Below are 24,019 nucleotides of genomic sequence, written 5' to 3' on the forward strand. Positions count from 1 at the left end.
CGACGACTGTCCAGCTTTCTGGTCCAGCACTCTGAGATCACCTCATCCGAACCAGACCGCATCGAACATTGACATTCGTTCGCTACCTGTGGGGCTTGGACGAAGCGGTGTTACTTCGCGGGCCGGGCTCTCGTAGACGAGCGCATGCGGCCCTTCGATCCGGAATCCACGCAATGGTATGTTCTCCGGTATCTCGTCAACAATGGCCCGTCCGTCCATTTCGAGGGCCGACCGCATGTTCTTTGAAGCAACCCGCACCTGCCGACCCAAGTTGTATCGTACAGGCACCGTATTTCATTTGCTGTTTTGGAGGATAGAGGCCGTCGCGGTTCTGCCCGCAACGAGTTGAACAGAACTTGGTATATGATCAATCTCGATCCGCACCGGGATCCTTTGAGCGAGACGCACCCACGAAAATGTCGGCGCCACGCTTGCGAACGAGCCGGCGGAATCGCTTCGTTCCCGATCCTCGATTCCAGCCGCGATGCTTGCAACATGTCCGATGATTGGTAGCGTTTCGCCCATGATATCGACGCGCACCTCGTCATTGACATGGATCCGGGGGAGCTTCGTCTCTTCGAAATATCCCGCGACGTACATGGCGTCGTTTTCAACAAGCACGCCGACTGCGTTTCCGACGGACACGTAGTTCCCGCTGCGAAGAGAGAAGTTCGTGACCGTTCCAGATGCCGGCGCACTCACCGTCGTCCGTTGAAGGTTCAGCTTCGCCAGATCCCGAGCGGCAATCGCCGATTGGTATGCAGCGTCCGCCTGATGCATCTGGGCTTCAGCATGCTGTCGATCTTTAAGGCTAGCTGCTTCTTTTGATGCGAGCAGTTGATACCGTTCGAAATCGACCCTCGCCAGCTCGGCAGCAGCTTGAGTGCTTTGGACCTGGGCCTCCGCCTCACGCAGCGCAAGCTCGAAGCGGTCTCTTTCAATGCGAAACAGAGGCGCTCCCTTCTCCACATGGGCGTTATCCGACACGACGACCTCCGTAACCAGGCCCGAAACGTCTGGCGCCAGCCGGACGATGTCGGCCCGGACATGCGCATCCCGGGTCCACGGGGCTTCCATGTAGAAGGACCACAGGTGCCAGCCAAAAACTGCCGCGCAGGCGGCCATTGACAGGGTCAGGAGAACGCGGCCCGAAAAGAACGCTATGTTTTTCATCTTGAAGTCCAGTTGCTGGCAACGGAAAACATGCCGATAAGGCTGATGTACAATGCCAGGTCAAAGAGGGGCCTGTGCCACACCGCGCTATAAAATCCGACTTTGCCGAGAAGCCATGCAAGGGCGCGAAAAACACCGTAGGCCAACAAGGCGAATACCCCAAGCGAAGGCAGGAAGACGCCATAAAGATCGAGTTGCCCGGTCACGCGGCTTTCCCCAAAGAAGGTGGCTTCGGAAACATCGGTGGATCAACCTCCGGAGCGAGGCAGATACGAAGGGCAACGGCGTGCATCAGAAGCTCTTCTTCCGTATCAACAGGGTTCGAAACCGCCAGCGTCATGATCAGATCGTCCACCCCCCCGAGCGCCTCCGCAAGAGGTTTGTCCCGATCAGCGGGGGCAAGATCGTACAGCTGCGCCACCCTCGAGAGAACTGCGCTTGCCGCTGGTTGCGTCACTTCGGAGAGGTCTACAAGCAGTTCTTGAACAGCGATAAGGTGAAGTCCCGTTCGCAGATCTCGAATGATGTCTCCATTCGAGATGTCCGAGGTCGGCGACAGTTTCGCAGCTCTCGAAGCAAAAAGACCGGCAACATCGATGAGGCGATGGTGGGTGAGCTCTGCATCGGTGTGTCCACCGGCCGCGATCTTTGACACATGTCGCTGGGACACAGAAAACAGTCGTCTTGCATTGGTTTCAGCCCGAACAGACCGGAAGATGCCGGAGATCAGGATCGCCCATATCATCGCAAGGACGGTCGCGATTGCGGCGTTTGCGAAGGCCAAAAAGTCGTTGCTCTGATGGGCCTGCAGCGTGAGAAGAAGCGGAAAGTTTATGCAAAGGCCCATGCCGACGATCGCGAGCGAAGGCACGGCCAGGCATATGCCGGCGGGGATCAGAAATAGTCCGAGCGCGGCAACGAGTGGTGCAAAGCCGTCGATCATCGGCAGGATCGCAAAGCCATAGACGAACGCCGCGATGACAGAGCCGATCGTAACATCGGCAAATTTTCTCATTGCGGGGACCGGATCGTCCATTGTCGCGAGCAAGCAGCAAAGGACGCCCGAGATTTGAGCGAATGTCATTCCGTCGGTCCAGCCGCTTGCGATCCAGAATAGCATGGCCGTCACCAAGCAGGTCGCGATTGTCAGTGCTGACAGCAAAGCCATTCCAAAGTCGCGGTGCTGCGCTGATATTCGATCCCGGTGGCGGAAGCGGCTGGCCACTCCCCCCACATTCTCCTTTTCAACGGCATCTCGAAGGTCGCGGCACGCATCGGCAAGGTGAAGAATATCGCTGAGATTGCGTGCGACATTGGCAAGTACCAGCTTTTCCCAGGACGGAGGCGCGGCCAAAGGGACAAGCGCATCGATCTCCCGCCTGAAGGCGTTGCGAGAGGCGTTTGACCTACAAGAAGCTGCCTGACTGATCGACGACAGAGCCTCTTGTGAAGTGGAGGTTTCAAGCCTTTCCAGTGAACGGCGGAGATCCGCAAGTTCGCTCAATAGTGGGAGGAAAGCCACCATCCGATGCTGCAGCGACCGAACCAGGAATGCAGCACGGCGATATCGCGACCCGTCATATTGAAGATGCACCGCAAGCGACCGCAGATCGGCCGCCTCTGCGGCCAAAGCAAGTCGTTCTCCCCTGCTTCGGGTTTTATCTGCTTTGCCTGTTGCTGTTGTGGTCAAAAGGTCTTGCGTTCGCGCTATCCAACCATCGATGCGGTCGAGAAGCACCGCACCCACATGGACCGGAAGAACAATATGACTGACGATCGAGGCGCAGATAATCGCCAGCCCGATCTCCTCGACGCGAGAGACGGCAGTGTCAAACGCAGTTGCCGGAGCGGTGACCAGCGGCAGCCCCGCCAGAAGCACAGTATAACCCGCCAGTAGAGGAACGTAACTGCGCGGCGTGCGATCTAAAAGGCTGATGAACGTGCATCCAGACACCCACAAGATGATCGCGCCCGACAGGAGGATCGGTTCGTTCACCAGATTAGGGACCATGATGATCGTGGCCGCGCCGCCAATGAGCGTTCCCAGCAGCCGATAGATCGATTTTGACACGACCGCGCCGGAAAGCGGATGAGCAACAATGTAGACCGTGGCCACCGCCCAGGACGGTCGCGGCAGATCAAAACGGATCGCGATAAAATAGGCGAGCATCGCCGCGATGAACGTCTTTACCGAAAAGATCACACTGCTCGTGGTGACCACCGGTCGCGCGTTCACCGCTCATCTCCAGCTTGGGAACCACCGTGCTCGAGGGCCTGCTCGCCGACTTTGCTCGCAAGACCATAGAGTGCCGGTGATACATAGCAGAACAACGGAACAGCGGTGCAGGCATGCAGATAAGCCTCCGCCGCCTTCTCACATTCAGCTGGAGACATGGAAGGCGTATTGGAGGCAAGGATGGCGCGAACTTTTGAAAGGAGCTTCTTTGCGATGCGTCTCGTTACGGAGGGGCGCGGAAGCCAGTTGTCGATGGGCGGGAAAAGCAGGATGCACGTCCTGCCGCAGAACTTTTGTGGCTCTCGAAGTTCCGTTTGAACCACGTCAGACACCCAGTGAGGGGCGTGCTCATCAGCTGCCATGATCACTCTCCGAATTCATTTCGCTAAAGACTATCGACAAATTGTGCTGAGAAATTTAGATATTCCCTCAGATGATCACTAAATTCCCCCTTCCACGGGTGTCGCTCCCTGGCGCCCTCCTTGATCAAGATCTCGAAGAGCACGCATCGCGAGTGCATGCCATCCGGATCGACGTGTCGCAAAACGAGCGGGAAGCTCCAGAACATAGCCACCGCAAGGGGCAACTCGTCATGCCGCTGCGGGGCGGAGTGACATGTCGCGTTCCCCGCGGAATGTGGATGGTTCCCCCTCATTGCGGCGTCTGGGTTCCTGCCGGTATGCCGCACAGCAATGCAGCGACAGCCAACGCGCGCTTGTTCTACTTATTCATCGAGCCAACTGCGGTCGAGATGCCGAACCGCTGCTGCACCCTTGCGCTTTCGCCCCTCGTCAGGGAGCTCATCATCGAATTGGCTGACCGGTCCGAGGTCGCAGAGGTCGATGGTGAACTCATCACGACCCTGCTTCTGTCGGCTCTATCGAAGATGCCAGTCGAGCACTTGCATCTGCCGCTGACAGGGGAGCCGAGGCTGGAGCGCATTGCGACCGCGCTTGTCAAGGATCCCTCCGACCCAAGCACGGTAGCGCAATGGGCAAAGCGAATGGCCTTGAGCGAGAACTCACTCGCTCGCCTTGTTCAACAAGAGACGGGCCTGACCTTCGGCCGTTGGCGACAACAACTACAGCTGATTATTGCAATCCGCAGCCTCGCAGCAGGTGCACCAGTGCAGCAGGTGTCGGGCGATCTTGGCTACGAATCGGTGTCTGCGTTCATCACGATGTTCAAGAAAGCGCTCGGCGTGTCTCCCGCCAAATACCTTAAAGATTTCGATCGATAGGATTCAGTGTTGATTTGCGCTGAGAGCTGACCCGGGATTGCGGGAAAATATCACTGAGAATCGACCCATGTTTCAATCCCGTATGGTCCGGGAGATACACCGCAGCACGGGCCTATCCAATACCATCCACAGATATCTGCGTGCCGGCGGCGTTGCCGTCACGCCTCGCCGGCATCTGCTAGTTCGGTCCTGTCGATAGGAGACGGTGGAACTGCGTAAGCACTCGGGATCGCCCTCCGAGATCGGATTTTCATCTGCTAGTCGACGGCAATCTGGTCGTTGAGATTGCGGATGCCCGGTGCCGACCACGCGGCATGTTCAGCAGCACGCCGCGTAGACCAGCTGTGGACTTTGCCCTTGAGCGTCACGCTGCTTCCCGCAACCTCCACCTGGATGGCTTGAGATTGAAGTTCTGCATCACGCTTGAAGGCATCTTCGATACGCTTCTTGACGTCGCCAGCACTCAGCCGTGGGGTTATCTCGATCAAATTGGAAACGCCGACGACCCCGGCGAGGTCGCGAACGGCATCATAGGCTGCGGTCTTCTGGTATTGCCACTCGACCTCGCCGGTTAACGTAAGCCATCCATTCTCGACCTTAACCTGGACCGCTTGCCTTGGAATGGAAACCTTCCAATCGATCGTATTGACGGCACGGCGGGCGATGTCCTCATCTTCGGTTTCGTACGTCCCGGCAATGCGCACGCCAATCTCCTCGGCAATCGCGCGCACCCCTTTCACCCGCTTCACGACCCCTTCTGCGGTTTCCTTCTCAAGATAGGAACTCACGTGGCCGGTCAGTGTCACGACGCCATTATCGACGGCGACGCCAATATTGGCAGCGTCAATACTCGGTTCGAATTCCAGTTCATCGAGGATGTTCTGTCTCAGTGTCAGATCGTCCATGACTTGCTCCTTTCATGTGGGGACGCGAGAAAGCAAAGGTGAAGATCACGTGGTGACATGTGAGATGCATTCGGGCGGTTTGCCGGTGTCGCACGCAGCCGCGCTCTGCTGGAGCACCCTCCGGCAGCGACTTAAGGCAGCACGCGAACGATGAACCTCACCACGCCCGATCATGGTTCAGGTAGGCGCAACCATGATAGAAATTAATATCAGAAAGCTGCTTCGGGACCTTTGATCTGCATCAAAGGGGCGTGTAATGCAGCGGTACCGTCTGAGCCCGCGATGTCATTCGATCTCCTTGCTATGCCTACCGGAGATTTCTTCGATCCAAATCCCGAAGAAGACGTGCTTGTACGGGCGATCATTTCCGTAGCCCTCGGGCTTGATGGCCCCCGGCTCCCACCACTCGCTCTTCCTCTGCAGCAGGCTCCAGGCGTGATGCATCTCACCGGCGAAGCCATCCTCGTCGCGAAATTCTTCAAACCGCCCGCAAGCAAGGACGGTGTACCAGTCTCTGGATCCCTTCTTTTCCTGCACGAGAAGACAAACTTGCGGATTGGCACGCATGATTTCGATCTTCTTGCCCTCCAACGAAAACGCATAAATCTTTCGTTCGTCATAGGCGATTTGAATAGGCACCGCGTAGGGCCTGTCATGGTAGCTGCATGCCAACACCCCGGTTCTTGCGTGTTGAAGCACGTTAAAGCAGTCCTCTGCGTTCAGTTCCTCAATGGTCATGGCGATTGCCTCCGGTAAAAACGCAATGGAGCGGCGTTCTCGCGATGTCTTAACCAACGCAGTGCAACACTTGAGCGGCGGCAGGCAGTAATCTGACACCTCCAGGACCGCCTTCCATCAGCAACTGCACCAAATGTTCATTGATGCCGATCGTCTGGGAGCGATCGGGCGATCTGCTCCGCCGAGGTGTGACGCATAGCGGGCATCATGGCGTGGCCGGGACCGACTGGATCAATGCGATGACGTCATCGTCGCTCAGCTGCCGAAAGTCCCGATAATGAGCACCTATTGCCTCAAAGAAGGCGGGGGTGGACAAGCAGACAGTCTCATCGGCTGCCTGGTTCAATTGCTCGAGCGCTTCAAGAGGCGCGACAGGTACAGCCACGACGATCTTACTCGGTTTGCGTTGCCTCAACGCACGAATGGCCGCCATCATTGTCGCACCTGTGGCAATGCCATCATCGACGATCACGACGATGCGCCCGAAGACTTCCTGATGAGGGCTGACGCCAAGATACCGGTGCCGACGACGTTCAATCTCCTCCCATTCGCGCCGCTGCACGTCCTCGAACGAGGATTCGGGCACACCTGCGAGGCGGAGAACGTGCTCGTTGCGGACGACGATTGGCTCCAATCCGTCGACGATCGCTCCCATCGCGAGCTCCGGATGCATGGGGACGCCGATTTTTCGTACCAGAAGCAGGTCAAGCGGAGCATCCAGATATCTTGCTATCTCGGCTGCTACCTGCACGCCTCCACGTGGAAGCGCGAGCACGACGACATGATCATTCTTGTATCTTTCAAGAGCTTGAGCGAGCTTCCTGCCCGCGTCGGTTCGGTCATCGAACAACATCGGCGGCTCCTTTCTAACGCCGGCCGCATCCGCCGCCATCCCTGCTGTCGGCTGCAGGGCGGAGACGCCGGTGTTGAAAATCTGCACAGGACAACACGATGACGACTTTGTTGCATTGATCTCCGTCAAGTTTGCAGAACGGAAAGAGACCGTACCTGTGTGGTCGACCTGGTTTAACGTTGCGGAAGCGAGGGGCATTCGTGTGTAACTGCATTGACCCTGGTCAATGCAGTTGCTGACCCGTTCCTGGAAACTTCGACAGGTACGTTCTGTTTTGGACCAGGAGGACATATCATGCATGTATCAGAAGCGATGCATAAGCAGGTTCAATCAGTTTCGCCGACCACGCGTATCAATGAGGTCGCCAAACTGATGAAAAAGCAGGATATCGGAGCCGTTCCCGTCACCGAGAACGGGCGCATGATCGGGATGATTACTGACCGCGATCTCACCATACGCGTCCTTGCCGATGGTCACGATGCTTCCGGGATTACGGCACGGGAGGTCATGTCGCCGGGCGCAACATTCTGCCATACGTCGGACCGCATTGAGGAAGCAGTACGCATGATGGAAAAGCATAAGATCCGGCGCCTGCCTGTCATGAATGCAGAAGACGAGATCGTTGGTATGCTTGCCATCGGCGACATTACGCACTGCGGCAGTCGGCCGCTTGCTGAAGAATTGCTGAGAGCGGTCAGCGGTCATCACGCCTGATAAGTCCTGCATTTCCTCCCGCCATGCCTGCATGGCGGGAGTTTCAGCTCGCACGAAAAAGTCAATCGATCGAAGAACATCCTCCCACTTAGAGCAGATCCTGTTCGATCTGGATCATATCCTGCAGCTCTGAAGTCGTTGGCGCATTCTGGTTCGCCTGAGCCTTGAAACGATCAGCGCCGCTAATTGAGCCGACTATTCAGTAATCAATGACGGAAGCTGTTGAAGCAATTTCTCAAACTCGGGCCATTCGGTCGCGGGCCAGATCTCCGTTGTGGCATGGCCGAACGTCCTTACGAGTGTTGCCACCTTCGTCGCAGACAGCATATCGGGCGCGGAAAAAATATCGACATAGTCTGCCGGACCAAGCACTACAAAACTTGAAATCCAGCGCACCTCGGGACAATCACGTCGTATATATTGAGCGAGTTCATGGCTCAGGGTCTTCATGGCGCGGGGGTTTCTCAGAGCCTCATGGCTCAAGCGGGTGAGCATGATGAATGTCGACATCTTGTACCTCCTTGATGAGGAGATCAACGTGGATCCGAATTGCGCTGAGGACATTGATGGGCGTCAATTGGAAACTGAAATGCCGCACGACCTGGCTTTGCGGGCGCGTTCTCGAGCGTTACAGATATCCGCCGCGGTCAGCGGGCGGCCGCTGTAAAAACACATCCTGTTGAGCCGCCCGTCACGGCTCTGCTCTCATCGGACGGTCGGCATGCAGGCGTGCGGCCATTTTGCCTCACCCATGACCGCCTTATTTCCGCTCATAGGCGTCCCGTTTGACGCAACGCAAAGCGTGACATGTAATCGGGATCAAGATGCTTGAAATCCTCACGCGCGAAAGGAGGCTGTCGATGACTGGTGTAGGCGAAGAATGGAAGCCGGGCATTTCGCCCGAGAAAGTGCGCTACGTCATCCTCAAGGCAAGAGAGTTCGATGCCAAAGACGTCATGACCGAGCCGGATCCGGGCTCCAATCCGACGGATGACAATATGATCGAAATCCTTGAAGACCACCCCGACGACTCGGTGGAGCAGGAATTGCGCAGCGTGATCTGGGCGCTTAACGAGGACGAACAGATCGACCTTGTGGCACTTTCCTGGCTTGGGCGTGGCGATGGGGATGCCGCGGACTGGGACGACCTTCGCCAGCAGGCCGCCGACGCGCACAACGGACGCACTGCCTCCTATCTGCTGGGCATGCCGCTGCTGTCGGATTACCTTGAAGAGGCGCTTGACCAGTTCGGCGAGACAGAAGCCACCTTAATGGAAGGTTGACAAGGCGATGTCGGACCGCCCCTTCCAGTTCGACCAATTCATCGAGGTGCGATTGTCGAAGCCATCGGACATCCGCCATGAAGCAAAGTCGGCTCTTGATCGGCAACTAAACCTCCGGCGATCATGTTGCCGCCTCTCGTGAACGGAACCAGGTGCCAACGTCGTCTGCCGTTATTCTAATGCGACCATCAGGCTCCGCGCCCCCGGCGGCGTATTTGGCATCAGCGATTTGGCTGAAAACATCGATGTTTTCCTGCAAGCGGCTCTCATCACAGCGCGGTGGCTCTGCAACCGCCATGAGGGCCTCTTTGCTGACAAGGACAATATGCTCCGCCCCGGCAGCCTCCATCAGGAGCAGAGCTTCCTCGCCAGACGACTTCATCATTCCACTGACCAGTTTCAACGACATGAGCGGCGACCTTCTGAATTTTGCGTTCTTGGGACAGGCCTTGGTTGAACGCCAGCCGAGGTCCGATGGATCCAAAACAATCTAAGAGATCGGCCAAAATCCTTCTTTGACGCGCATCAAAAGAGCAATAAGAACGGCGAGCCTACTACGTGGTCGCGATATCGGCAGCTTTCCCGATTGCGTTTCGCCACGCGGTAGATCCAATTATGCCTGTCTCTCCCGGTGCGGCGATCTCGAGTTCTGTGAGCTGTTCGGTGCATCGGTATTGCTCCAACTTCAGTCGAGCGTGCTATGAGTTCGAGGCTTGAAGAGTCGCCGCGACGTCTCGTGCGACGTCGCTGGCGAGTGCCGATTCCGACTCCGTCGACGCGCTGGAACGCGCGTTCAAATCGTAGCTGCGAGACCACAAAACCACACCATCGCCTTCTCGTACGAGGCGGGCGGTCAGCCGCATCGGCCCCTGCGCTCCTCTCGTGCCTGCCTGCAGGAGATAATGTTGTCCCTGCAAATGGTCTGGCCCAGCCGATTGGACGATAACCGAGATTTTCCCGCCAGCCACCAGCCGGACTATGATCTGATCTCTGAGGAAGCGCGCCTCGGCCCCACCGGCGGCGTAGAATGGTTCCACGATGACGGTTGGCTTCAGCTGCTCCTCAAGGGGCTCAGCCGACGTCTCGGCGAGTGAGGGTGCATGTGCAAGGAGCAGCGCCGCTACCGCAACGCTCAATCCGGCCGCACCAACCCAAAACAGGACAGGCTGCCGCAAATAATTGGATAGACCGGTTCTCCTGCTGGCGGACATGACGGGACCTGGCGGGTGACCTTGGCGCCTACAGGGTGCAGTGTTCATGATGAATGAAGGAACATAACCGCCTTTCGGTATAGTGATGAGCACGGGTTCGAAATCTCGGGACTTCAGATAAAAGCGCTCCAATTCGCTCCTGATCCGACGCGCCTCGATGCGGACTGCGGGATCGTTCTGCGCATCGAAATTCGGTTTCGCAAACACCGACTCGGCGATCGTATATGCCTTCAGGTATCGTGATCTTCCGGCGAGCGTTTCCTGAACGACAAATCGCAAAAACCTTCTTGCGCGCTTCGACAGCCGAAAATCCTCGCTCGCAAGAATTCGCTCCAGCTGGTTCTGGACATCGAGCGCTGTCGGCACAACAGCCGCCGCCCGCAAAGGTCGTGCATCTATCATTACGACATCCTTCACGTACAAACACAGTCCTTGGCGAAAGGATCGGGAACGCTGCTTTGCGACACGTTGGGTGCCGGCCGCACGTCTCCTTCCAGCGCCGCAATGAGATGCCGCGCCTCATTGCGCGTCAGGAAAACTGCCGTGACATCAATGTCAGGCGGCAAACCGGTGTTGCGATCGACGACGTTGAAAAGGCCGAAACGCGCCGGGACGCAGATGTAGCTCATTCTTCGGGTCACGATCATGGCAGTTGATCTCACAAGCCGATGTTCTTCTGCTCGGGCGCTTTCCTGCGAGATGCGGGATGAGAAGGTGCGCGAGCGCTATCGAGCGAGGCTACCAGCACATGCGCTGCCGGCATTGCGGCAGATCAAAATCGTCATTTGCGACACATCTCCGGTGCCATCGGGCATGTCGATCCTGGGACCTGTTCGGCTGCGGATCTGCCCGGCAATCCGGCCAGGCTAGGCCTCTGTCATTTCGAGCCTTCCCTTCGTCTCCAGCCGAGCGAGAAGCTTGGCTACGAGAAATCCGACGAGGAGCGTGATGAAGGCGGCGAGAATGCACATCGTGCTGGATCGGGGGTCGGCGTTGGAAACAGCAGACAGCGGCGCCAGCGCTGCGCCGACATTTCTCGTGCAAACACCAAGCGTTACAACGCCTCGCCTGTCGAGTGGAAGTTTCAGAGAGATTGCGTAGGAGCAGATTGCCAAGCCGCAATAGTAAATGAACTGTGCCGCGATCGCCCAGGTTCCGACAGCACCGATGACGTCACGCCAGTTTTGCGCGATTGCAATGATCAGAAGCAAGAGAATGTTCAAAGTGACGAGTGTTTTCATGATCGGATGGCATCTATCCGCCCACCTGGCTGACAGGCGTCGGAATGCGATGCCTGCCGCGAAAGGGGCCAGAACGAGAAGGAGGAGCGGGCGGGCGATCGAGCCCACGCCTGCGTCAAGCTCGGGAGCAACGAACGGCACAGCAAAAGGCATCACGACAATGGTTCCGAGCGCAGCGATCATGATGAATGCCGCAGCATAGGCAGAATCAGCCTTCGCCAGATCAGAAAGAGCGGGCATGAAGGGAGCGCAGGGGGCAAAACCCAGCAAGAGCAGGCCGAGCGCGTAAGGCTGTGGTAACGCAAGCGCCCATACGATGAGGATAGCAAGAAGCGGTCCAACGAGGAACGCAGACAGAACGCTCGCCACGACGAAGTGCCGGTCGCGAAGTGCCGCCACCGCATCCCTGACCTCAAGCTTCAGGCCAACATCGACCAGGCTGCCGAGCATGAACGAAATCAGTGCGATCTGGAGGATATATTTCAGCAAATCCGATAGCACGAGTACACTCCCTCGCATCTGTCACGCAGCGATTTTTGACTCCACGGAATACTCATCTTTCGGATATCGCCCAATCTGGCGTGCCGCGAAGAATTTCATAGTCTATCCAATCTGTTGGAGGCGCTTTGATTCCCGTCAATAAACGTATTACTTGCTCCTAATCTCGTCTTTGCCTTTCCGGTCTGGCCAGGCATTTTGGACACCAGGTCGTGTACCTGCGGGTCGTTGCGATACGCGGTCATATTGATGGGGACTGGTGGGGCGAAGACCAAGTGCTGAGGCCTGGTGCCGCGAATGCGTTCCTTATGAAAGGCCGTCTCAAAGGGCTGACGACAGAATATTTTAAGCCGATCGGACGAAGTTTGCCCTCGCTTGTCCATCCCGACTGCCAGGTTCGTGGATCTGGGCAGCGAAGGCGATCGACCTTTCCAGCAGCTTCGCGAGGTGCGCGGCACTGCCGAGCGATCCTCCGTCGATCACTGCCTGGTGGCCCAGCTGGAGCACTCGCTATCCGGCCCCTTATCGCCAGAGTTGTGTGTGATTGACAGTGTTCGAGCGTCGAGTCATCATGAAATAATATCATTCCACCTCGGCTAGGTCCGTTTGACCCAACGGGTTCGTGAGGTGTGTTTTGCCTGTGCCCAGTCAGCTCCGGTGAAATAACATGCGCCGCTTTATTCTTCGGCAAAACCTGGTGCAGTACGAAGAGCAACTTGCAGATGAAGCAAGTGCGGTTCGTAGAGAACACCTGCGCGAACTGATCGAAGATGCCCGGCGAGAGCTCGCAAGGCTGGAACACATTTGGTTTCTCACCTGTCCTCAGATCGAGGTACCTCTCAAGGTCGGTGAGGACGCGGAGTTGATCCTCGACCATGCCGTTCGAGCTAATCACGCCGATCATGGAAGCCTTCGGATCTGGAACGAACAGAAGCATTGCCTCTCGCTGTTTGCTCAGACGAATTTTGACAGTGGCTTCGTCGATCGCTTCCCGGAGGTGAGACAGGGTGATGGCACAGTCAGCCCGCGTGCTCTAGCTTTGCAGAAGCCGGTTTTCGTCTACGATATCGACGAGGACGAAACCCCCACTCCCTTTCGGGACTTCGCCCGCGACGCGGGAATCCGCTCTATCGTCTCCAGCCCGTTGGTTGGCTTGGATGGCCGGTGCCTTGGCACGTATTCTCTGCACTATCGCCGGATGCGGATATATGATGATACTGATTATCTGCTGGTCCATGCCTATAGCGTGAGGCTCGCGGCACTGTTTCAAGATCTCTTATAAGGGCGGCGTGCAACGCAGGGGCGTTCTGTAAGAACGTATTCTCCAAGTTGCAAGCCATGTTGCGGGCTCGGGCGGAGCGAAAGATCGACGCTTTGTGGGACGCGCTGGGCGCCTTGATGCCTCGCTTCACGACGGCAGAATGCGCCAACTACTTCAAGGCCGCAGGATATGACCCAGATTAAACAGGATCTGCTCTAAAAGCCGCAACGCCATCCATGACGCCCTCGCAACCATCCTCCAAACCGTTTCACCAAAAGAATGCCAGAACTATTTCAAAGAGGCAGCATATGAATGGACCTAAAATCATACCACTCTAAACTATCAGGTTCGATAGGGGAATCTGCAGCGACAATGACAGTCCTTCGGAACGCCAGTCCCTCTTGATTTTGCCATTGAGGCCGCGCAAAGCGGCCTGCTCAAGTGTCGTACCGAAACCTGCGCGGTCGGGCGCAACATCCACCGGCGGAACCCCGCTCTCGTCCCAACGCAGCGTCAACTGGCCGTCGGCGGCCGAAACGTCGATTGCCAAGCAGCCCTCCGGCACGGACAGTCCGCCGTATTTGGCGGCATTGGTGGTCAGCTCGTGCAGCAGCAGTGCGAGCGACGTGAGCGCTGTGCCCTGAAGAGGCGCGTCGCTGCCGGTGATCGTTACATGGGGGCCTTGGTCATGCTCGTGTGGCGCCACGATGGCCTTGAGCAGAGCCGAAATGGTCGTTGCCGAACTGATGGCGTTCGCCCCGTTTCCGAAGTCCGGAAGCGTCAGCTCGTGGGCTCGCGCAAGTGCGCCCACCCGCGATCGCAGGTCGGACTCGAGCTCGGCGACGCTCGTGGCTGGCCGCGCGCTCAGCGAAATCAATCCGGCCGTCAGGCTGAAGAGGTTCTTGATGCGATGGTTGATTTCCTGCAGTAGAACGTCCTTGTGCTGCGCCGCCTCCTTCAACGCTTCGGCCTGCGCTGCCAGTTCGTCTCGCTGGGCTGCGAGTTGCTGCTTTTGCCGGTAGAGTTCGAAGAAGACGTCGACCTTGCTGCGCAAAACGTCCGGCTCGATCGGCTTCTGGATGAAATCCACCGCGCCGGCCTCGTAGCCGCGAAAGCGCCGCCCGTCAGCCGTTCCGGCCGTCACGAAGATGATCGGAATGCGACGGGTGCGCTCATTGCCGCGCATCAGTTCGGCGAGTTCGAAACCGTTCAGTCCAGGCATCTGCACATCGACCAACGCCAGGGCGACATCGTATTGGAGCAGCAGTTCCAGCGCTTGATCGCCTGAACGGGCCTTCAACAGAAGACGGTCATCGCGCTGAAGCAGCGCCTCAAGCGAAAGCAGGTTTTCCTCGAGATCGTCGACGAGCAGGAACGGGACGGGACCCATGTTAAACCTTTCCAAGATAGTCGGCGATTGCCGCAAGCGACAGCATCTGAGCGCCAGGGCAAGCCTTGATCGCCGCTTCCGGCATCGTCGATGAAAACGCCGTTTCCGGATCCTGAACGAGCCCGGCTCCTCCAGCGTCCACGACGGCTCGCAGCCCCTCGGAACCATCGTGATTGGCGCCGGTGAGCACAATCGCCAGAAGTCCCGGTCCATAGGCATCGGCTGCGCTTTCGAACAGCACATCGATCGACGGGCGAGAAAACAACACCGGCTCCTCATTGGAGAGCGCCAGCGTCTTGGCGGCTTCAACGAGGAGATGGTAGTCGGGCGGGGCGAAATAGATCGTGCCGCGAACAAGCGGCTCCTTGTCCTCGGCCTCTTTCACCAAAAGCGAGCATTTGGCGTCGAACAGGTCTGCCATGATGCTGGGCTTTTGCGGAGGAATGTGAACGACGATGATGATCGGGATCGGAAAACTCGGCGGCAATGCCGGGAGGATGTCCGAGAGGGCATCGACGGCGCCGGCCGAAGCTCCGATGACCACGGCTTCAAAGATGCTCGACGTCATCGGTCCTGCCTCTGATAGATCTTTTCTTCCCGCACGAAGTCCGCAAACTCACCGGCGTGCTTCGAGAAGCGAAGGCTTTCCTTCGCGCCAAGCCCGAGAAAACCCTTTCGCGCCAGCGAGTCTTTAAACAGGCCGAGTGCGCGGTCCTGGAGCCCGCGATCGAAATAGATCATGACGTTGCGGCAGGAGATGAGCTGCATTTCTCCAAAGACTGCGTCGGTGACCAGGCTGTGGTCCGAGAACACGACGTTGCGGCGCAGGCCCTTGTCGAACGAGGCTCCGCCGTAGGCGGCCTGGTAATATTCCGACAGGCTTGTCTTGCCGCCCGCTTTCCGATGGTTTTCGGTAAAAAGCTGCAGCCGGTCGAGCGGATAGATCCCGGCTTCGGCCGCCTGCAACGCTTCCTGATTGATGTCGGTGGCATAGAAGATCGTCCTCTCCTCGAGCCCCTCTTCGCGAAAAAGGATCACGAGGGAATAGAGCTCCTCGCCGCCGCTGCAGCCCGCGACCCAGACCTTGAGGGTGGGATAGGTCTTCAAATGCGGCACGACCTTCTCCCGGATCGCCCTGAAGTAGCTTGGGTTGCGGAACATCTCACTCACCTGGACCGTCAGATACCGCAACAGCTTCGGCAGCATGGCAGGCTCGTGGAGCAGGCTCTCCTGAAGAGCGGAGAAGGTGGCAAAGCCCAATTGCTCGCGTGCCTGCTTCAGTCGGCGCTTGACCGACGCCATAGCATAGTTGCGGAAATCGTAGTGATACTTGAGGAACAAAGCCTCCAGCAGCAGCCTGATCTCGATATCGTCGACTTTTTCGGGCGTTCCGATTTCCGTCATTTCGGCATCCAGACGCGGACGAGCGACAAGAGTTTGTCGACGTCGAGGGGCTTGGCCATATAGTCATTGGCGCCAGCCTCGATACAGCGCTGCTGGTCATCGGGCATGGCCTTTGCGGTGAGGGTGATGACTGGCAGCTTCTTCCATGCCGGATTCTTGCGGATTTCGCGGGTGGCGGTCAGGCCGTCCATGATCGGCATCATCACGTCCATCAGGACGAGATCGATTGGCGCCCCGCCGTCAACGGAAGTCTTTTCCAGCGCCTCGAGCGCCTCTTGACCGTTGCGGGCGATGTCGACGATGGCCCCGCGCGGCTCCAGGATGTTGGTCAGCGCGTAGACGTTGCGCACGTCGTCTTCAACGATCAGGATGCGGCGACCCTCGAGGACGGCATCTCGGTTGCGAGCCTTGCGGATCATTTTCTGCTGTTCGACCGGCAGTTCCGAAATTACCTGGTGCAGGAACAGGCTCACCTCGTCGAGGAGCCGCTCGGGCGATTTGGCGCCCTTGATGATGATCGACTTCGAGTAGCGGCGCAGCCGCTGCTCGTCGTCGGCCGACAGCTCGCGGCCAGTGTAGACGATGACTGGCGGGAAGGCGTAGGCGTCCTCCTTGCTCAGCGTTTCCAGAAGGGAATAGCCGGATGCGTCCGGCAAGGTCAGATCGAGCACCATGCAGTCGAACGTTTCGCGCTTGAGGAGTTCCAGACATTCCGCCACCGTGCTGGCGGTCACCGTCTCGACATCCTGGGTTCCGAGCAGCCTGGCAACCGCGTCGCGCTGCACCGGATCGTCCTCGACGATCAGCACCCGATGGACGCGCTGGGAAAGGCGAGTTTCAAGTTTCTGCAATACCTCGACAAGCTGTTCCCGGTTGACGGGCTTGATCAGATAGCCGACGGCGCCGAGCGCATAGGCCGTCTCTGCATGGTCGCTGCCGGAGACGACATGCACCGGGATGTGCCGGGTCTGAACATCGTTCTTCAGACGGTCGAGGACAGCCAATCCCGATTGGTCGGGAAGGCCGACATCGAGTACAACAGCGTTCGGCATGAACTGCTTGGCAAGGATCAGAGCCTCTTCGGCTGTTCCTGCGACCACCGACTGGAACCCCAATTCCCGAGACAGATCGCGCACAATACCGGCAAACGTCTCGTCGTCTTCGATCACGAGAAGGACGCGCTTGCCATCAGCCAAGGCTTCGCGATCGTCGTCGATCCTCCGTGCCAGCACAGGCGGGACCTGTGGTGCGAGGGGCTGCGATACTGCCGGCGTAACGGGCGTGCCTGGTCTCAGATCGCGCGGGGTGATCTTGGCGGCATCGTACCGTTCGGGCACGGTCAGATTGAAGGTGCTGCCTTTGCCCGGTTCGCTTTCAAGATCGATCGCCCCGCCCAGAAGGCGTACCAATTGGCGCGAGATCGACAATCCGAGCCCGGTCCCGCCGAACTTGCGGCTGATCGTGCCGTCGGCCTGGTGGAAAGCGTCGAAGACGCTCTGCTGGTGTTCCGATGCGATTCCGATCCCCGTGTCGGACACGGAAAAGACGACCTGCCCCTCTCCGTTTCCGCGGATCGACAAACGGACCTGACCCTTCTCGGTAAACTTGATCGCATTCGACAAAAGGTTCTTGAGGACCTGTTCCAGTCTTTGCGGATCGGTGTCGATCGATGTCGACGTCCGGTCATCGATATCGATCGCAAAGTCGAGCTTTTTGTCGGCCGCGAGCGGCTGGAATGTCTGGCGCAGACTAGCGGCGATACGCTCGAGCGCTACGACCTCCGGCCGGATCTCCGCATGCCCCGCCTCGATCTTCGACAGGTCGAGAATGTCGTTGATCAGGTTCAAGAGATCGTTGCCGGAAGCCTGGATAGTCCTGGCATATTTGACCTGCTCTTCCGTCAGATTGTCCTGCGGATTGTCGGCGAGAAGCTTGGCCAGGATAAGCGACGAGTTGAGCGGCGTCCGAAGTTCGTGCGACATGTTGGCGAGGAAATCGGACTTGTACTGGCTCGCCTGTTCCAGCTCGCGCGCCTTGAGCTGAACCGAGGCATTGGCGCGTTCGAGGTCGTCACGCTGCGCTTCGAGCTGCTGGGCCTGTTCTTCGAGCTGCGAATTGGTCTGCTCGAGCTCGACCTGCTGCTGCTCCAGGCGGGCTTGCGATTCCTTCAGTGCCCTGCTCTGCTCCTCCAGTTCCTCATTCGAAACGCGAAGCTCCTCGCTCTGGGTCTGGAGTTCTTCGGATTGGCGCTGCGTTTCTTCGAGGAGGTCCTGCAACTCGGTTCTGAAGACGGCCGACCGCACAGCGACCGCAATCGCGTCCGATGCGCGTTCGAGCAGCGTCGTGACGTGTTCGTCCGGCCCTCGGAGGAAACCAAGCTCGACGACTGCGTTGACCGAATTATCGACCTTGCCCGGCAGGATGACGAGGTGACGTGGTTTGCCTGCGCCGAGCGCCGAGCCGAACGCCAGGTAGCCGTCCGGTACGTCGTCGATCGTCAGCGACCTGCCTTCGGCGGCTGCCTGACCGATCAGGCCTTCGCCGCTCTTGACCCGCGATGGGATATCAGCCTCAGACGGCACGCCGTAGGTCGCGGCGCGATCGAACCGGTCGCCGCCGCCTGTGAAGACGGCGCCGGCGACGGCACCGACATAGCGCGCCAGGAATTGAAGGATGCTGTCGCCGAGTTTTTCGATCGGCTGATCGCCCATCATGGCTGCTGCAAGCTCGACCTGGCCGGTCTGCAGCCATTCATCCCGGCGCCGCGCCAGGGTGTTCCGCCGGATGAGGAACGCGATGGCAGCCGTCAAGGCGACCCCGAGCGCACCGGAAAGGAGGGTGCTGAGAAACGCCGTCTGTTGCGCGGCATTCATCTCGATCAGCCGTTGGGAGCGGACTTCTGACTCGCCGACTGCCATAGCGGCAATCTGCGCGCGGATCGCATCCATTTCCGCCTTGCCGCGATCGGAGTTGACGACGGCGAGTGCAGCTTCAAGCCCCGTTGACTGGCGCAGTCTGATGGTTCCGGCTAGTTCAGCGAGTTTGGCTTCGACATGCTGGCGCAGCGTCGCCAGTCTCTGGCTCTGGCCCGGATTGGCGCCCGTCAGCGATGCCACCTTGTCGAGCTGCGGCGGGATCGACTGCAGGGCGAGATTGTAAGGGGCGAGATACGTCTCGTTGTCGGTGAGCAGAAAACCACGCTGACCGGTTTCTGCGTCCTGTACCTTCGACAGCAGCTCGTCCAAAGCGACGATCGCCACATGCGTCTGGACCACCCGCTCATTGCCGGTGCGTAGATCCTGAAGATTGGAATAGGCGATCAAACCACTTGCGATGAAGAAGAAGAACGCGCAGGCCAGACCGATCGCGACACCCGGATCCAACCCGACACCATATGTTGTCATCTGGGGCGTCTGGCGTCGTTCCATTGAGCGTCTCTCGTAAAGGGCAGGAAACTTTCGCACCATGCGGTCGCATGTTGCGTATCGGCAGGGTTATTCGGGCGTCGTCCGAATGCCAACAACATAGGGCAGGCGAAACAATTTCCGAGCAATTGAAGGAACCGCAATAACAGATCGATGCGCTTGCGCGAGTTTTTTCTTTGATCCTTGGGATCCGCGGCACTTCCGGCATGGACCGACCGGCCTTTGCCTCTGCTCGGTACGACGAGCTGGAATAGATGGTTGCAAGATCACTTGACCGATCTAGGTTGCGGCCGGGGCATCAGAACGGGACGATCTTCGTGGCACATGAACTTCCAAGACTCATAACCGGCATCACCCGGCCTTGATGCCAACCTCGGCGAAGGCCTGATCGAGGGCGCATCCTACATCGTCCAGGACCAGCCCGGCGCGGGCAAGACTGTCTTCTCCAACCAGATCGCCTTTGCCAATGTCGCGGCCGGCAACCCTTCATCATGCACGAAGGTCCACACGGAGCGGTAATCGACCTTCAGGCCACGCTCGCCCAGTTCCGCGACCAGCCCGCGCAGGGTAAAAGCCCGTGTGCGGCAGCGCTCGAGCAGCCACTCCCGATGCGTATCGCAAATCGCCCGTGGCTTGTGCCCGCCCATCTGACCGGGGGCTGCGCTGCCCGTCTGGCGAAAGCGCCGCACCCAATCGATCGCGGTGCTGATGCCAATCCCGAAGCGCTTCGCCGCTGCCCGGCAGGACAATCCTTCGCGCGTCACCGCGCCGACAACGCGTTCCCGCAAATCATCGGAAAAAGGTTTTGCCATAAAGACCGGCCTCCTTTACCGGTCTCAATGGTGAATCTGATTTGCGGGAAAAAGGGAATCCCCTTTTCGATTCCATCTAAAATCATCCCGCTCTAGGAATTCGGAGCCGATTGTTACCGCGGCGTCCATCGCAGTTGAACGGAATCGAACCGCTGATTCCCCATAGCGAGTAATATTTGCGCATTTTTTCAAAGCCTTATGGCGACTGCATTGGTAGATGTGGCGCAATATGTTGAGGCAAACGCTCGATAGCGACCATTTTCCAATAATCTAGCGCTGCTGCCAAAGGGAATTGTTCCCAGGAAATCCCATTTGAACCCACATCGACGAAAGCAGGTCGAGAAGCCAGATCAGGACCCAAGAAGTAATGGATTTGCCGCGGCAGGCATGATAGCCGCGGCAAGAGTGGAGCGGATTACTGAAGAATGCTCTTGATAGGATCTTTCGGGGCTGGGTCGAAACCCACCAGATCCGTCGTGAGCTTGGCGTAGGTGCCATCCGCAATCATGTCAGCGAGAGCCTTATTGACGGCCTTAACCAGTTCAGGCTTGCCCTTCTTGACCGCAAAGCCCTTCTGGACATGGCTAACGAAATCCGGCAAGACCTTGAGCGGCATGTTCGCGGACTTGATCATATAGCCAGCGCCGATCGCATCGGTGATCTCAGCGTCGATGTTGCCGTTGATAAGATCCTGGATACCGTCTGTCTCGGCCTTATAGCCCTTCACAGTGGCGCCCTTGTCTTCCGCTATCTTGGAGAAGGTGGAGGATGCCAGCGCGCCGACCGTCTTGCCCTTCAGATCATCCGGCAACTTGATGGGTGAATTATTTGGAACGACGACGACACCGCCGGATTCGAGCCAGCCATCGACAAAAACAACCTGCTTCTGACGCTCGGGCGTGATGTCCATTGCATCGCTTGTAATATCGTATTGATCGGCCTGAAGCCCGATCAGCAGCGATTCCCACTTGATGATGACAGGCGTGTATTCGAGACCAAGCCGTTTGGAAATTTCCTTCATCACGCGGATTTCAAGACCATCGAGCGACCCGTCGGCTGCGCGCATGCTGAACGGTGGGAATGTGCCTTCCGTGGCGACGAGCAGCTTGCCGGGCTGCAGCAATTCGAGATCGGCGGCAAAGGCTGACGCCTGGCTGGACAAGGCGGCGGCGACGGCAAAAGCAAAGGCGAGTATCTGACGTTTCATTTCTGTTCCCTTCTTCATTCTTGTTAGAGGTCTCTCGCCGCTCGGCAACAAGAGGTCGGTTTCTTCGGCAGGAAGCACGAGGAATAGAGTCAACGGTTCAGCTATGCACCGCGTAGCGGCGCTCCAGCCAGCCCGCGAGTTGCGTGAAGATCGTCGTCAAAAGCAGATAGATCACGGCGACTGCGATGTAGAAATCGAATGGGCGGAAGGTCATCGCGATCAATGTCTGCGCATAGAGCGTCAACTCGACGACGGTGATGGTCGATAGAAGCGATGTGTTCTTCAGCGTCGAGATTGCCTCATTCGTCAGGGACGGAAGCACGATGCGAAACACCTGCGGCAGGATGATGTTGCGCATCGTGGCGGCGTGGCTGAAACCGATCGCAAGGGCCGATTCCATTTGCCCGCGCGGAATTGCCGACAGGCCGCCGCGGATGATTTCCGCGACATAGGCTCCGCTGTTGATGCCGAGCGCCAGAACGCCCGCCGTAAACGGCGAGAGCCTGATGCCGATTTGAGGAAAGCCGAAATAGACGATGAAGACCTGGATGATCGTCGGCGTGCCGCGAATGAACCAGATATAGAACGCCGCGACTGAGCGGACCCCGCGCCATGACGACCTCTGACCAAGGGCTGCCAGCAGCCCGGAAATCCAGCTGACGACGATGGTGAGGATCGTCAGCCAGAGGACCGTCCAGGATGCCGTCAGAAAGCCGTTGCCGTAAAGCCTGACATCCGTCAGAAAATCCGTCAGCATGTCATGCTCCCTGGGCAGTTTTGGGTGCGCCGGCGCCGTAGGCCAGGCCGTCGTGCAGAATACGATGAAGGAATTGCCGCAACCGGTCGCTCTGGGGATTGCGCAGAATATCGGGCGTGCCGGATTCGGCCATCACCCCCTTGTCGAAGAACAGAACGCGTGAGGACACGTCGCGGGCAAAGGCAATCTCGTGCGTCACCAGCAGCATGGTCATGCCCTCGGACGCCAGTGCGGCCATCAGCACGAGCACCTCATGGACGAGCTCTGGATCAAGCGCCGAAGTCACCTCATCGAACAGCATCAGCCGGGGCTTCATGGCAAGTGCCCGGACGATCGCCACGCGCTGCTGCTGTCCACCGGAAAGACGAGTGGGATAGCTGCCGCGTTTTTCATAAAGCCCGATACGCGACAGAAGCGCTCCGGCCTCGTCGATTGCCTGCGCCTTCGGCAGCTTGAGCAGCTTCATGGGCGCATGGATGACATTCTCCAGAACCGTCATATGCGGCCAGAGGTTATAGCTCTGGAAGACCATGCCGACCCGCTGCCGAAGCGACTGCATCTGCGCCGGCGTCGGCAGAAAGCGGGACTCCGGGTGGAAGTCGAAAGACAATTCCTCGAATTTCAGGAAACCGGCCTGCGGCATTTCGAGGCCGTTGATCGAGCGCAGGAAAGTGCTCTTGCCAGAGCCGCTGGCGCCAATGATCGACACCACCTCGCCGGGCTGGACGTCGAGCGAGACGCCCTTCAGGACCTCGTTTTCGCCGAAACTCTTCCTGATATCCTTGAGAGCCAGAAGCGGCGGTGTCATGAGGAAGCCTCCCAATAATCCGCAACAATCCGGATTGCGACGTCCCGCGGCGTGCGGTCGTCACCGTTTATGACGGTGATATCCTGTGGGCAGGCCGATAGCACCAGAACCAGATCTATTTCGGCGCGAAGTGCTACGAAATCGCCTGCCTTCGATGCCGGCGCGTGGCGCTCCAGGCTCCCGTCGGCATGAACCGGGACGTTCATGAAGAGATTGAGCGAGGCAGGCGTGAACGGCAGATCCTCAGCCTCTTCGGAGAGCGCCTCGTGAAAGTTGTCGGAGCAGCTGCGGTGATAGCCATCGTAGCCGAGCTGCTGATAGAGTTCCGCATTGCAGGGGCAAAGCAAGGTGTCGTGACGCAGCGACGCGCTGTCATCGATCAGCGTCATCATCGGCCGCCGGCGATTGCTGACGACAGCCATCCCCTTTTTGAAATAGATGCTGCTGTTCACCGAGCGGGTATGGTCCATGGAACTGAACTCGCCCGCCTCGGCCGCAGCCAAAGCCCAGGTGTCCACCACCTGATTTCCATGCAGATTGGTAATGACGGCAACTTGCCCAGCCTGCATCTGATATCCGCGGCCATGGCTTGCAGGCACCGTTTCTGAACTTCCAGTCATTCTTCCGTATCCGTTGATGTCCAAGCCAGTCGATGCCTTGGCGCTCAGGAGAGTTTTTGGCCTCTACGCCGCGCTCATCAAAATCCTATTCAGTATACCAGTGGAATTCAAGGTTTAATTTCAAGTATTTATGGCAACATAATAATCAGCAGTGGCTGCAATTTTTCGGCATATGATGATTTTTTCATCATGATCACTTTTCTGAGCACGCCGAAGATGCGCGTGCGTTGACCTCGGAACACG

General features: G+C 58.1%; 24 protein-coding genes and 3 pseudogenes. 6 read left to right on the forward strand and 21 right to left on the reverse strand.

Annotated features, from left to right (window positions below; genetic code table 11):
- Positions 1 to 294 precede the first annotated feature (294 nt).
- From ACK9YZ_RS30850 to ACK9YZ_RS30865, 4 genes are read right to left on the reverse strand one after another with little or no spacing between them, the layout of a single operon-like run.
- A complete protein-coding gene (locus ACK9YZ_RS30850; protein WP_416067295.1) occupies positions 295 to 1,173 on the reverse strand; it encodes an efflux RND transporter periplasmic adaptor subunit in 879 nt (292 codons plus the stop codon).
- Positions 1,170 to 1,379, reverse strand: coding sequence for a DUF1656 domain-containing protein (locus ACK9YZ_RS30855; protein WP_416067296.1), 210 nt, complete (start codon positions 1,377 to 1,379; stop codon positions 1,170 to 1,172). Before ACK9YZ_RS30855 ends, ACK9YZ_RS30850 begins: the two co-directional genes overlap by 4 nt.
- Positions 1,376 to 3,409, reverse strand: coding sequence for an FUSC family protein (locus ACK9YZ_RS30860; RefSeq protein WP_416067297.1), 2,034 nt, complete (start codon positions 3,407 to 3,409; stop codon positions 1,376 to 1,378). The genes ACK9YZ_RS30855 and ACK9YZ_RS30860 overlap by 4 nt, the downstream gene beginning before the upstream one ends.
- Positions 3,406 to 3,771, reverse strand: a complete 366-nt coding sequence (locus ACK9YZ_RS30865; protein WP_416067298.1) for a hypothetical protein — start codon at positions 3,769 to 3,771, stop codon at positions 3,406 to 3,408. Before ACK9YZ_RS30865 ends, ACK9YZ_RS30860 begins: the two co-directional genes overlap by 4 nt.
- A gap of 71 nt (positions 3,772 to 3,842) precedes the next feature.
- Here ACK9YZ_RS30865 and ACK9YZ_RS30870 point away from each other — a divergent pair, with 71 nt between their 5' ends.
- Positions 3,843 to 4,649 carry an AraC family transcriptional regulator gene (locus ACK9YZ_RS30870; RefSeq protein ID WP_416067299.1) on the forward strand — a complete coding sequence of 269 codons (807 nt, stop codon included), beginning with the start codon at positions 3,843 to 3,845 and terminating at the stop codon, positions 4,647 to 4,649.
- 257 nt (positions 4,650 to 4,906) lie between these two features.
- On the opposite strand, the gene ACK9YZ_RS30875 is transcribed toward ACK9YZ_RS30870, so the two are convergent.
- From ACK9YZ_RS30875 to ACK9YZ_RS30885, 3 genes are all read right to left on the reverse strand, one after another.
- Positions 4,907 to 5,554: a BON domain-containing protein gene (locus ACK9YZ_RS30875; RefSeq protein ID WP_416067300.1), complete on the reverse strand. Its 648-nt coding sequence runs from the start codon at positions 5,552 to 5,554 to the stop codon at positions 4,907 to 4,909.
- 285 nt (positions 5,555 to 5,839) lie between these two features.
- The gene (locus tag ACK9YZ_RS30880; RefSeq protein WP_216759789.1) at positions 5,840 to 6,292 is read right to left on the reverse strand and encodes a pyridoxamine 5'-phosphate oxidase family protein; all 453 of its coding nucleotides are present in this window, start codon (positions 6,290 to 6,292) and stop codon (positions 5,840 to 5,842) included.
- Between the two features lie 205 nt (positions 6,293 to 6,497).
- The gene (locus tag ACK9YZ_RS30885) at positions 6,498 to 7,232 is read right to left on the reverse strand and encodes a phosphoribosyltransferase (RefSeq protein WP_416067301.1); all 735 of its coding nucleotides are present in this window, start codon (positions 7,230 to 7,232) and stop codon (positions 6,498 to 6,500) included.
- Between the two features lie 126 nt (positions 7,233 to 7,358).
- Here ACK9YZ_RS30885 and ACK9YZ_RS30890 point away from each other — a divergent pair, with 126 nt between their 5' ends.
- Positions 7,359 to 7,859 (forward strand): CBS domain-containing protein, encoded by a 501-nt coding sequence (locus tag ACK9YZ_RS30890; protein WP_416067302.1) that lies wholly within the window; start codon positions 7,359 to 7,361, stop codon positions 7,857 to 7,859.
- Between the two features lie 195 nt (positions 7,860 to 8,054).
- Here ACK9YZ_RS30890 and ACK9YZ_RS30895 read toward each other — a convergent pair whose 3' ends face one another.
- Positions 8,055 to 8,369, reverse strand: coding sequence for a GYD domain-containing protein (locus ACK9YZ_RS30895; protein ID WP_216759790.1), 315 nt, complete (start codon positions 8,367 to 8,369; stop codon positions 8,055 to 8,057).
- Between the two features lie 350 nt (positions 8,370 to 8,719).
- Here ACK9YZ_RS30895 and ACK9YZ_RS30900 point away from each other — a divergent pair, with 350 nt between their 5' ends.
- Entirely contained in the window at positions 8,720 to 9,142 is a 423-nt protein-coding gene (locus ACK9YZ_RS30900; RefSeq protein WP_216759792.1) for a DUF3775 domain-containing protein, read from the forward strand.
- A gap of 121 nt (positions 9,143 to 9,263) precedes the next feature.
- On the opposite strand, the gene ACK9YZ_RS30905 is transcribed toward ACK9YZ_RS30900, so the two are convergent.
- The 4 genes from ACK9YZ_RS30905 to ACK9YZ_RS30920 form a co-directional block, all read right to left on the reverse strand.
- Entirely contained in the window at positions 9,264 to 9,551 is a 288-nt protein-coding gene (locus ACK9YZ_RS30905; RefSeq protein ID WP_216759793.1) for a hypothetical protein, read from the reverse strand.
- Positions 9,552 to 9,840: 289 nt separating this feature from the next.
- Positions 9,841 to 10,755 (reverse strand): hypothetical protein, encoded by a 915-nt coding sequence (locus ACK9YZ_RS30910; protein WP_416067303.1) that lies wholly within the window; start codon positions 10,753 to 10,755, stop codon positions 9,841 to 9,843.
- An 11-nt stretch (positions 10,756 to 10,766) separates the two neighbouring features.
- Positions 10,767 to 10,982: a hypothetical protein gene (locus ACK9YZ_RS30915; protein WP_416067304.1), complete on the reverse strand. Its 216-nt coding sequence runs from the start codon at positions 10,980 to 10,982 to the stop codon at positions 10,767 to 10,769.
- 237 nt (positions 10,983 to 11,219) lie between these two features.
- Positions 11,220 to 12,095 carry a bile acid:sodium symporter family protein gene (locus tag ACK9YZ_RS30920; RefSeq protein ID WP_416067305.1) on the reverse strand — a complete coding sequence of 292 codons (876 nt, stop codon included), beginning with the start codon at positions 12,093 to 12,095 and terminating at the stop codon, positions 11,220 to 11,222.
- Between the two features lie 664 nt (positions 12,096 to 12,759).
- On the opposite strand from ACK9YZ_RS30920, the gene ACK9YZ_RS30925 reads away from it, so the two are divergent.
- The 3 genes and pseudogenes from ACK9YZ_RS30925 to ACK9YZ_RS30935 all read left to right on the forward strand — a co-directional run.
- Positions 12,760 to 13,374: a GAF domain-containing protein gene (locus ACK9YZ_RS30925; RefSeq protein WP_216759797.1), complete on the forward strand. Its 615-nt coding sequence runs from the start codon at positions 12,760 to 12,762 to the stop codon at positions 13,372 to 13,374.
- Positions 13,375 to 13,403: 29 nt separating this feature from the next.
- Positions 13,404 to 13,556: pseudogene (locus ACK9YZ_RS30930) on the forward strand (IS630 family transposase); the annotation flags it as partial.
- Positions 13,557 to 13,573: 17 nt separating this feature from the next.
- Positions 13,574 to 13,675, forward strand: a pseudogene (locus ACK9YZ_RS30935) (IS630 family transposase); the annotation flags it as partial.
- Positions 13,676 to 13,687: 12 nt separating this feature from the next.
- Here the strand turns inward: ACK9YZ_RS30935 and ACK9YZ_RS30940 are convergent.
- The 9 genes and pseudogenes from ACK9YZ_RS30940 to ACK9YZ_RS30980 all read right to left on the reverse strand — a co-directional run bounded on the left by ACK9YZ_RS30940 (position 13,688) and on the right by ACK9YZ_RS30980 (position 23,776).
- Positions 13,688 to 14,743, reverse strand: a complete 1,056-nt coding sequence (locus tag ACK9YZ_RS30940; RefSeq protein ID WP_216759798.1) for a sensor histidine kinase — start codon at positions 14,741 to 14,743, stop codon at positions 13,688 to 13,690.
- 1 nt (position 14,744) lies between these two features.
- Positions 14,745 to 15,311: a chemotaxis protein CheB gene (locus ACK9YZ_RS30945; protein ID WP_216759799.1), complete on the reverse strand. Its 567-nt coding sequence runs from the start codon at positions 15,309 to 15,311 to the stop codon at positions 14,745 to 14,747.
- Positions 15,308 to 16,147, reverse strand: coding sequence for a CheR family methyltransferase (locus tag ACK9YZ_RS30950; RefSeq protein ID WP_416067306.1), 840 nt, complete (start codon positions 16,145 to 16,147; stop codon positions 15,308 to 15,310). Before ACK9YZ_RS30950 ends, ACK9YZ_RS30945 begins: the two co-directional genes overlap by 4 nt.
- Positions 16,144 to 19,575 (reverse strand): response regulator, encoded by a 3,432-nt coding sequence (locus tag ACK9YZ_RS30955; RefSeq protein WP_416067307.1) that lies wholly within the window; start codon positions 19,573 to 19,575, stop codon positions 16,144 to 16,146. The genes ACK9YZ_RS30950 and ACK9YZ_RS30955 overlap by 4 nt, the downstream gene beginning before the upstream one ends.
- 476 nt (positions 19,576 to 20,051) lie before the next feature.
- Positions 20,052 to 20,384, reverse strand: a pseudogene (locus tag ACK9YZ_RS30960) (helix-turn-helix domain-containing protein); the annotation flags it as partial.
- A gap of 415 nt (positions 20,385 to 20,799) precedes the next feature.
- Positions 20,800 to 21,591, reverse strand: coding sequence for a transporter substrate-binding domain-containing protein (locus ACK9YZ_RS30965; RefSeq protein ID WP_416067308.1), 792 nt, complete (start codon positions 21,589 to 21,591; stop codon positions 20,800 to 20,802).
- 97 nt (positions 21,592 to 21,688) lie between these two features.
- Entirely contained in the window at positions 21,689 to 22,348 is a 660-nt protein-coding gene (locus ACK9YZ_RS30970) for an amino acid ABC transporter permease (RefSeq protein ID WP_416067309.1), read from the reverse strand.
- Between the two features lies 1 nt (position 22,349).
- On the reverse strand, positions 22,350 to 23,156 hold the full coding sequence (locus ACK9YZ_RS30975) for an amino acid ABC transporter ATP-binding protein (protein ID WP_416067310.1): 807 nt from the start codon (positions 23,154 to 23,156) through the stop codon (positions 22,350 to 22,352).
- Entirely contained in the window at positions 23,153 to 23,776 is a 624-nt protein-coding gene (locus tag ACK9YZ_RS30980; RefSeq protein ID WP_416067311.1) for a DUF1989 domain-containing protein, read from the reverse strand. The genes ACK9YZ_RS30975 and ACK9YZ_RS30980 overlap by 4 nt, the downstream gene beginning before the upstream one ends.
- Positions 23,777 to 24,019 lie beyond the last annotated feature (243 nt).

Origin of the sequence: Rhizobium sp. ZK1 (assembly GCF_047782645.1) — a bacterium.
Lineage (GTDB): Bacteria > Pseudomonadota > Alphaproteobacteria > Rhizobiales > Rhizobiaceae > Rhizobium.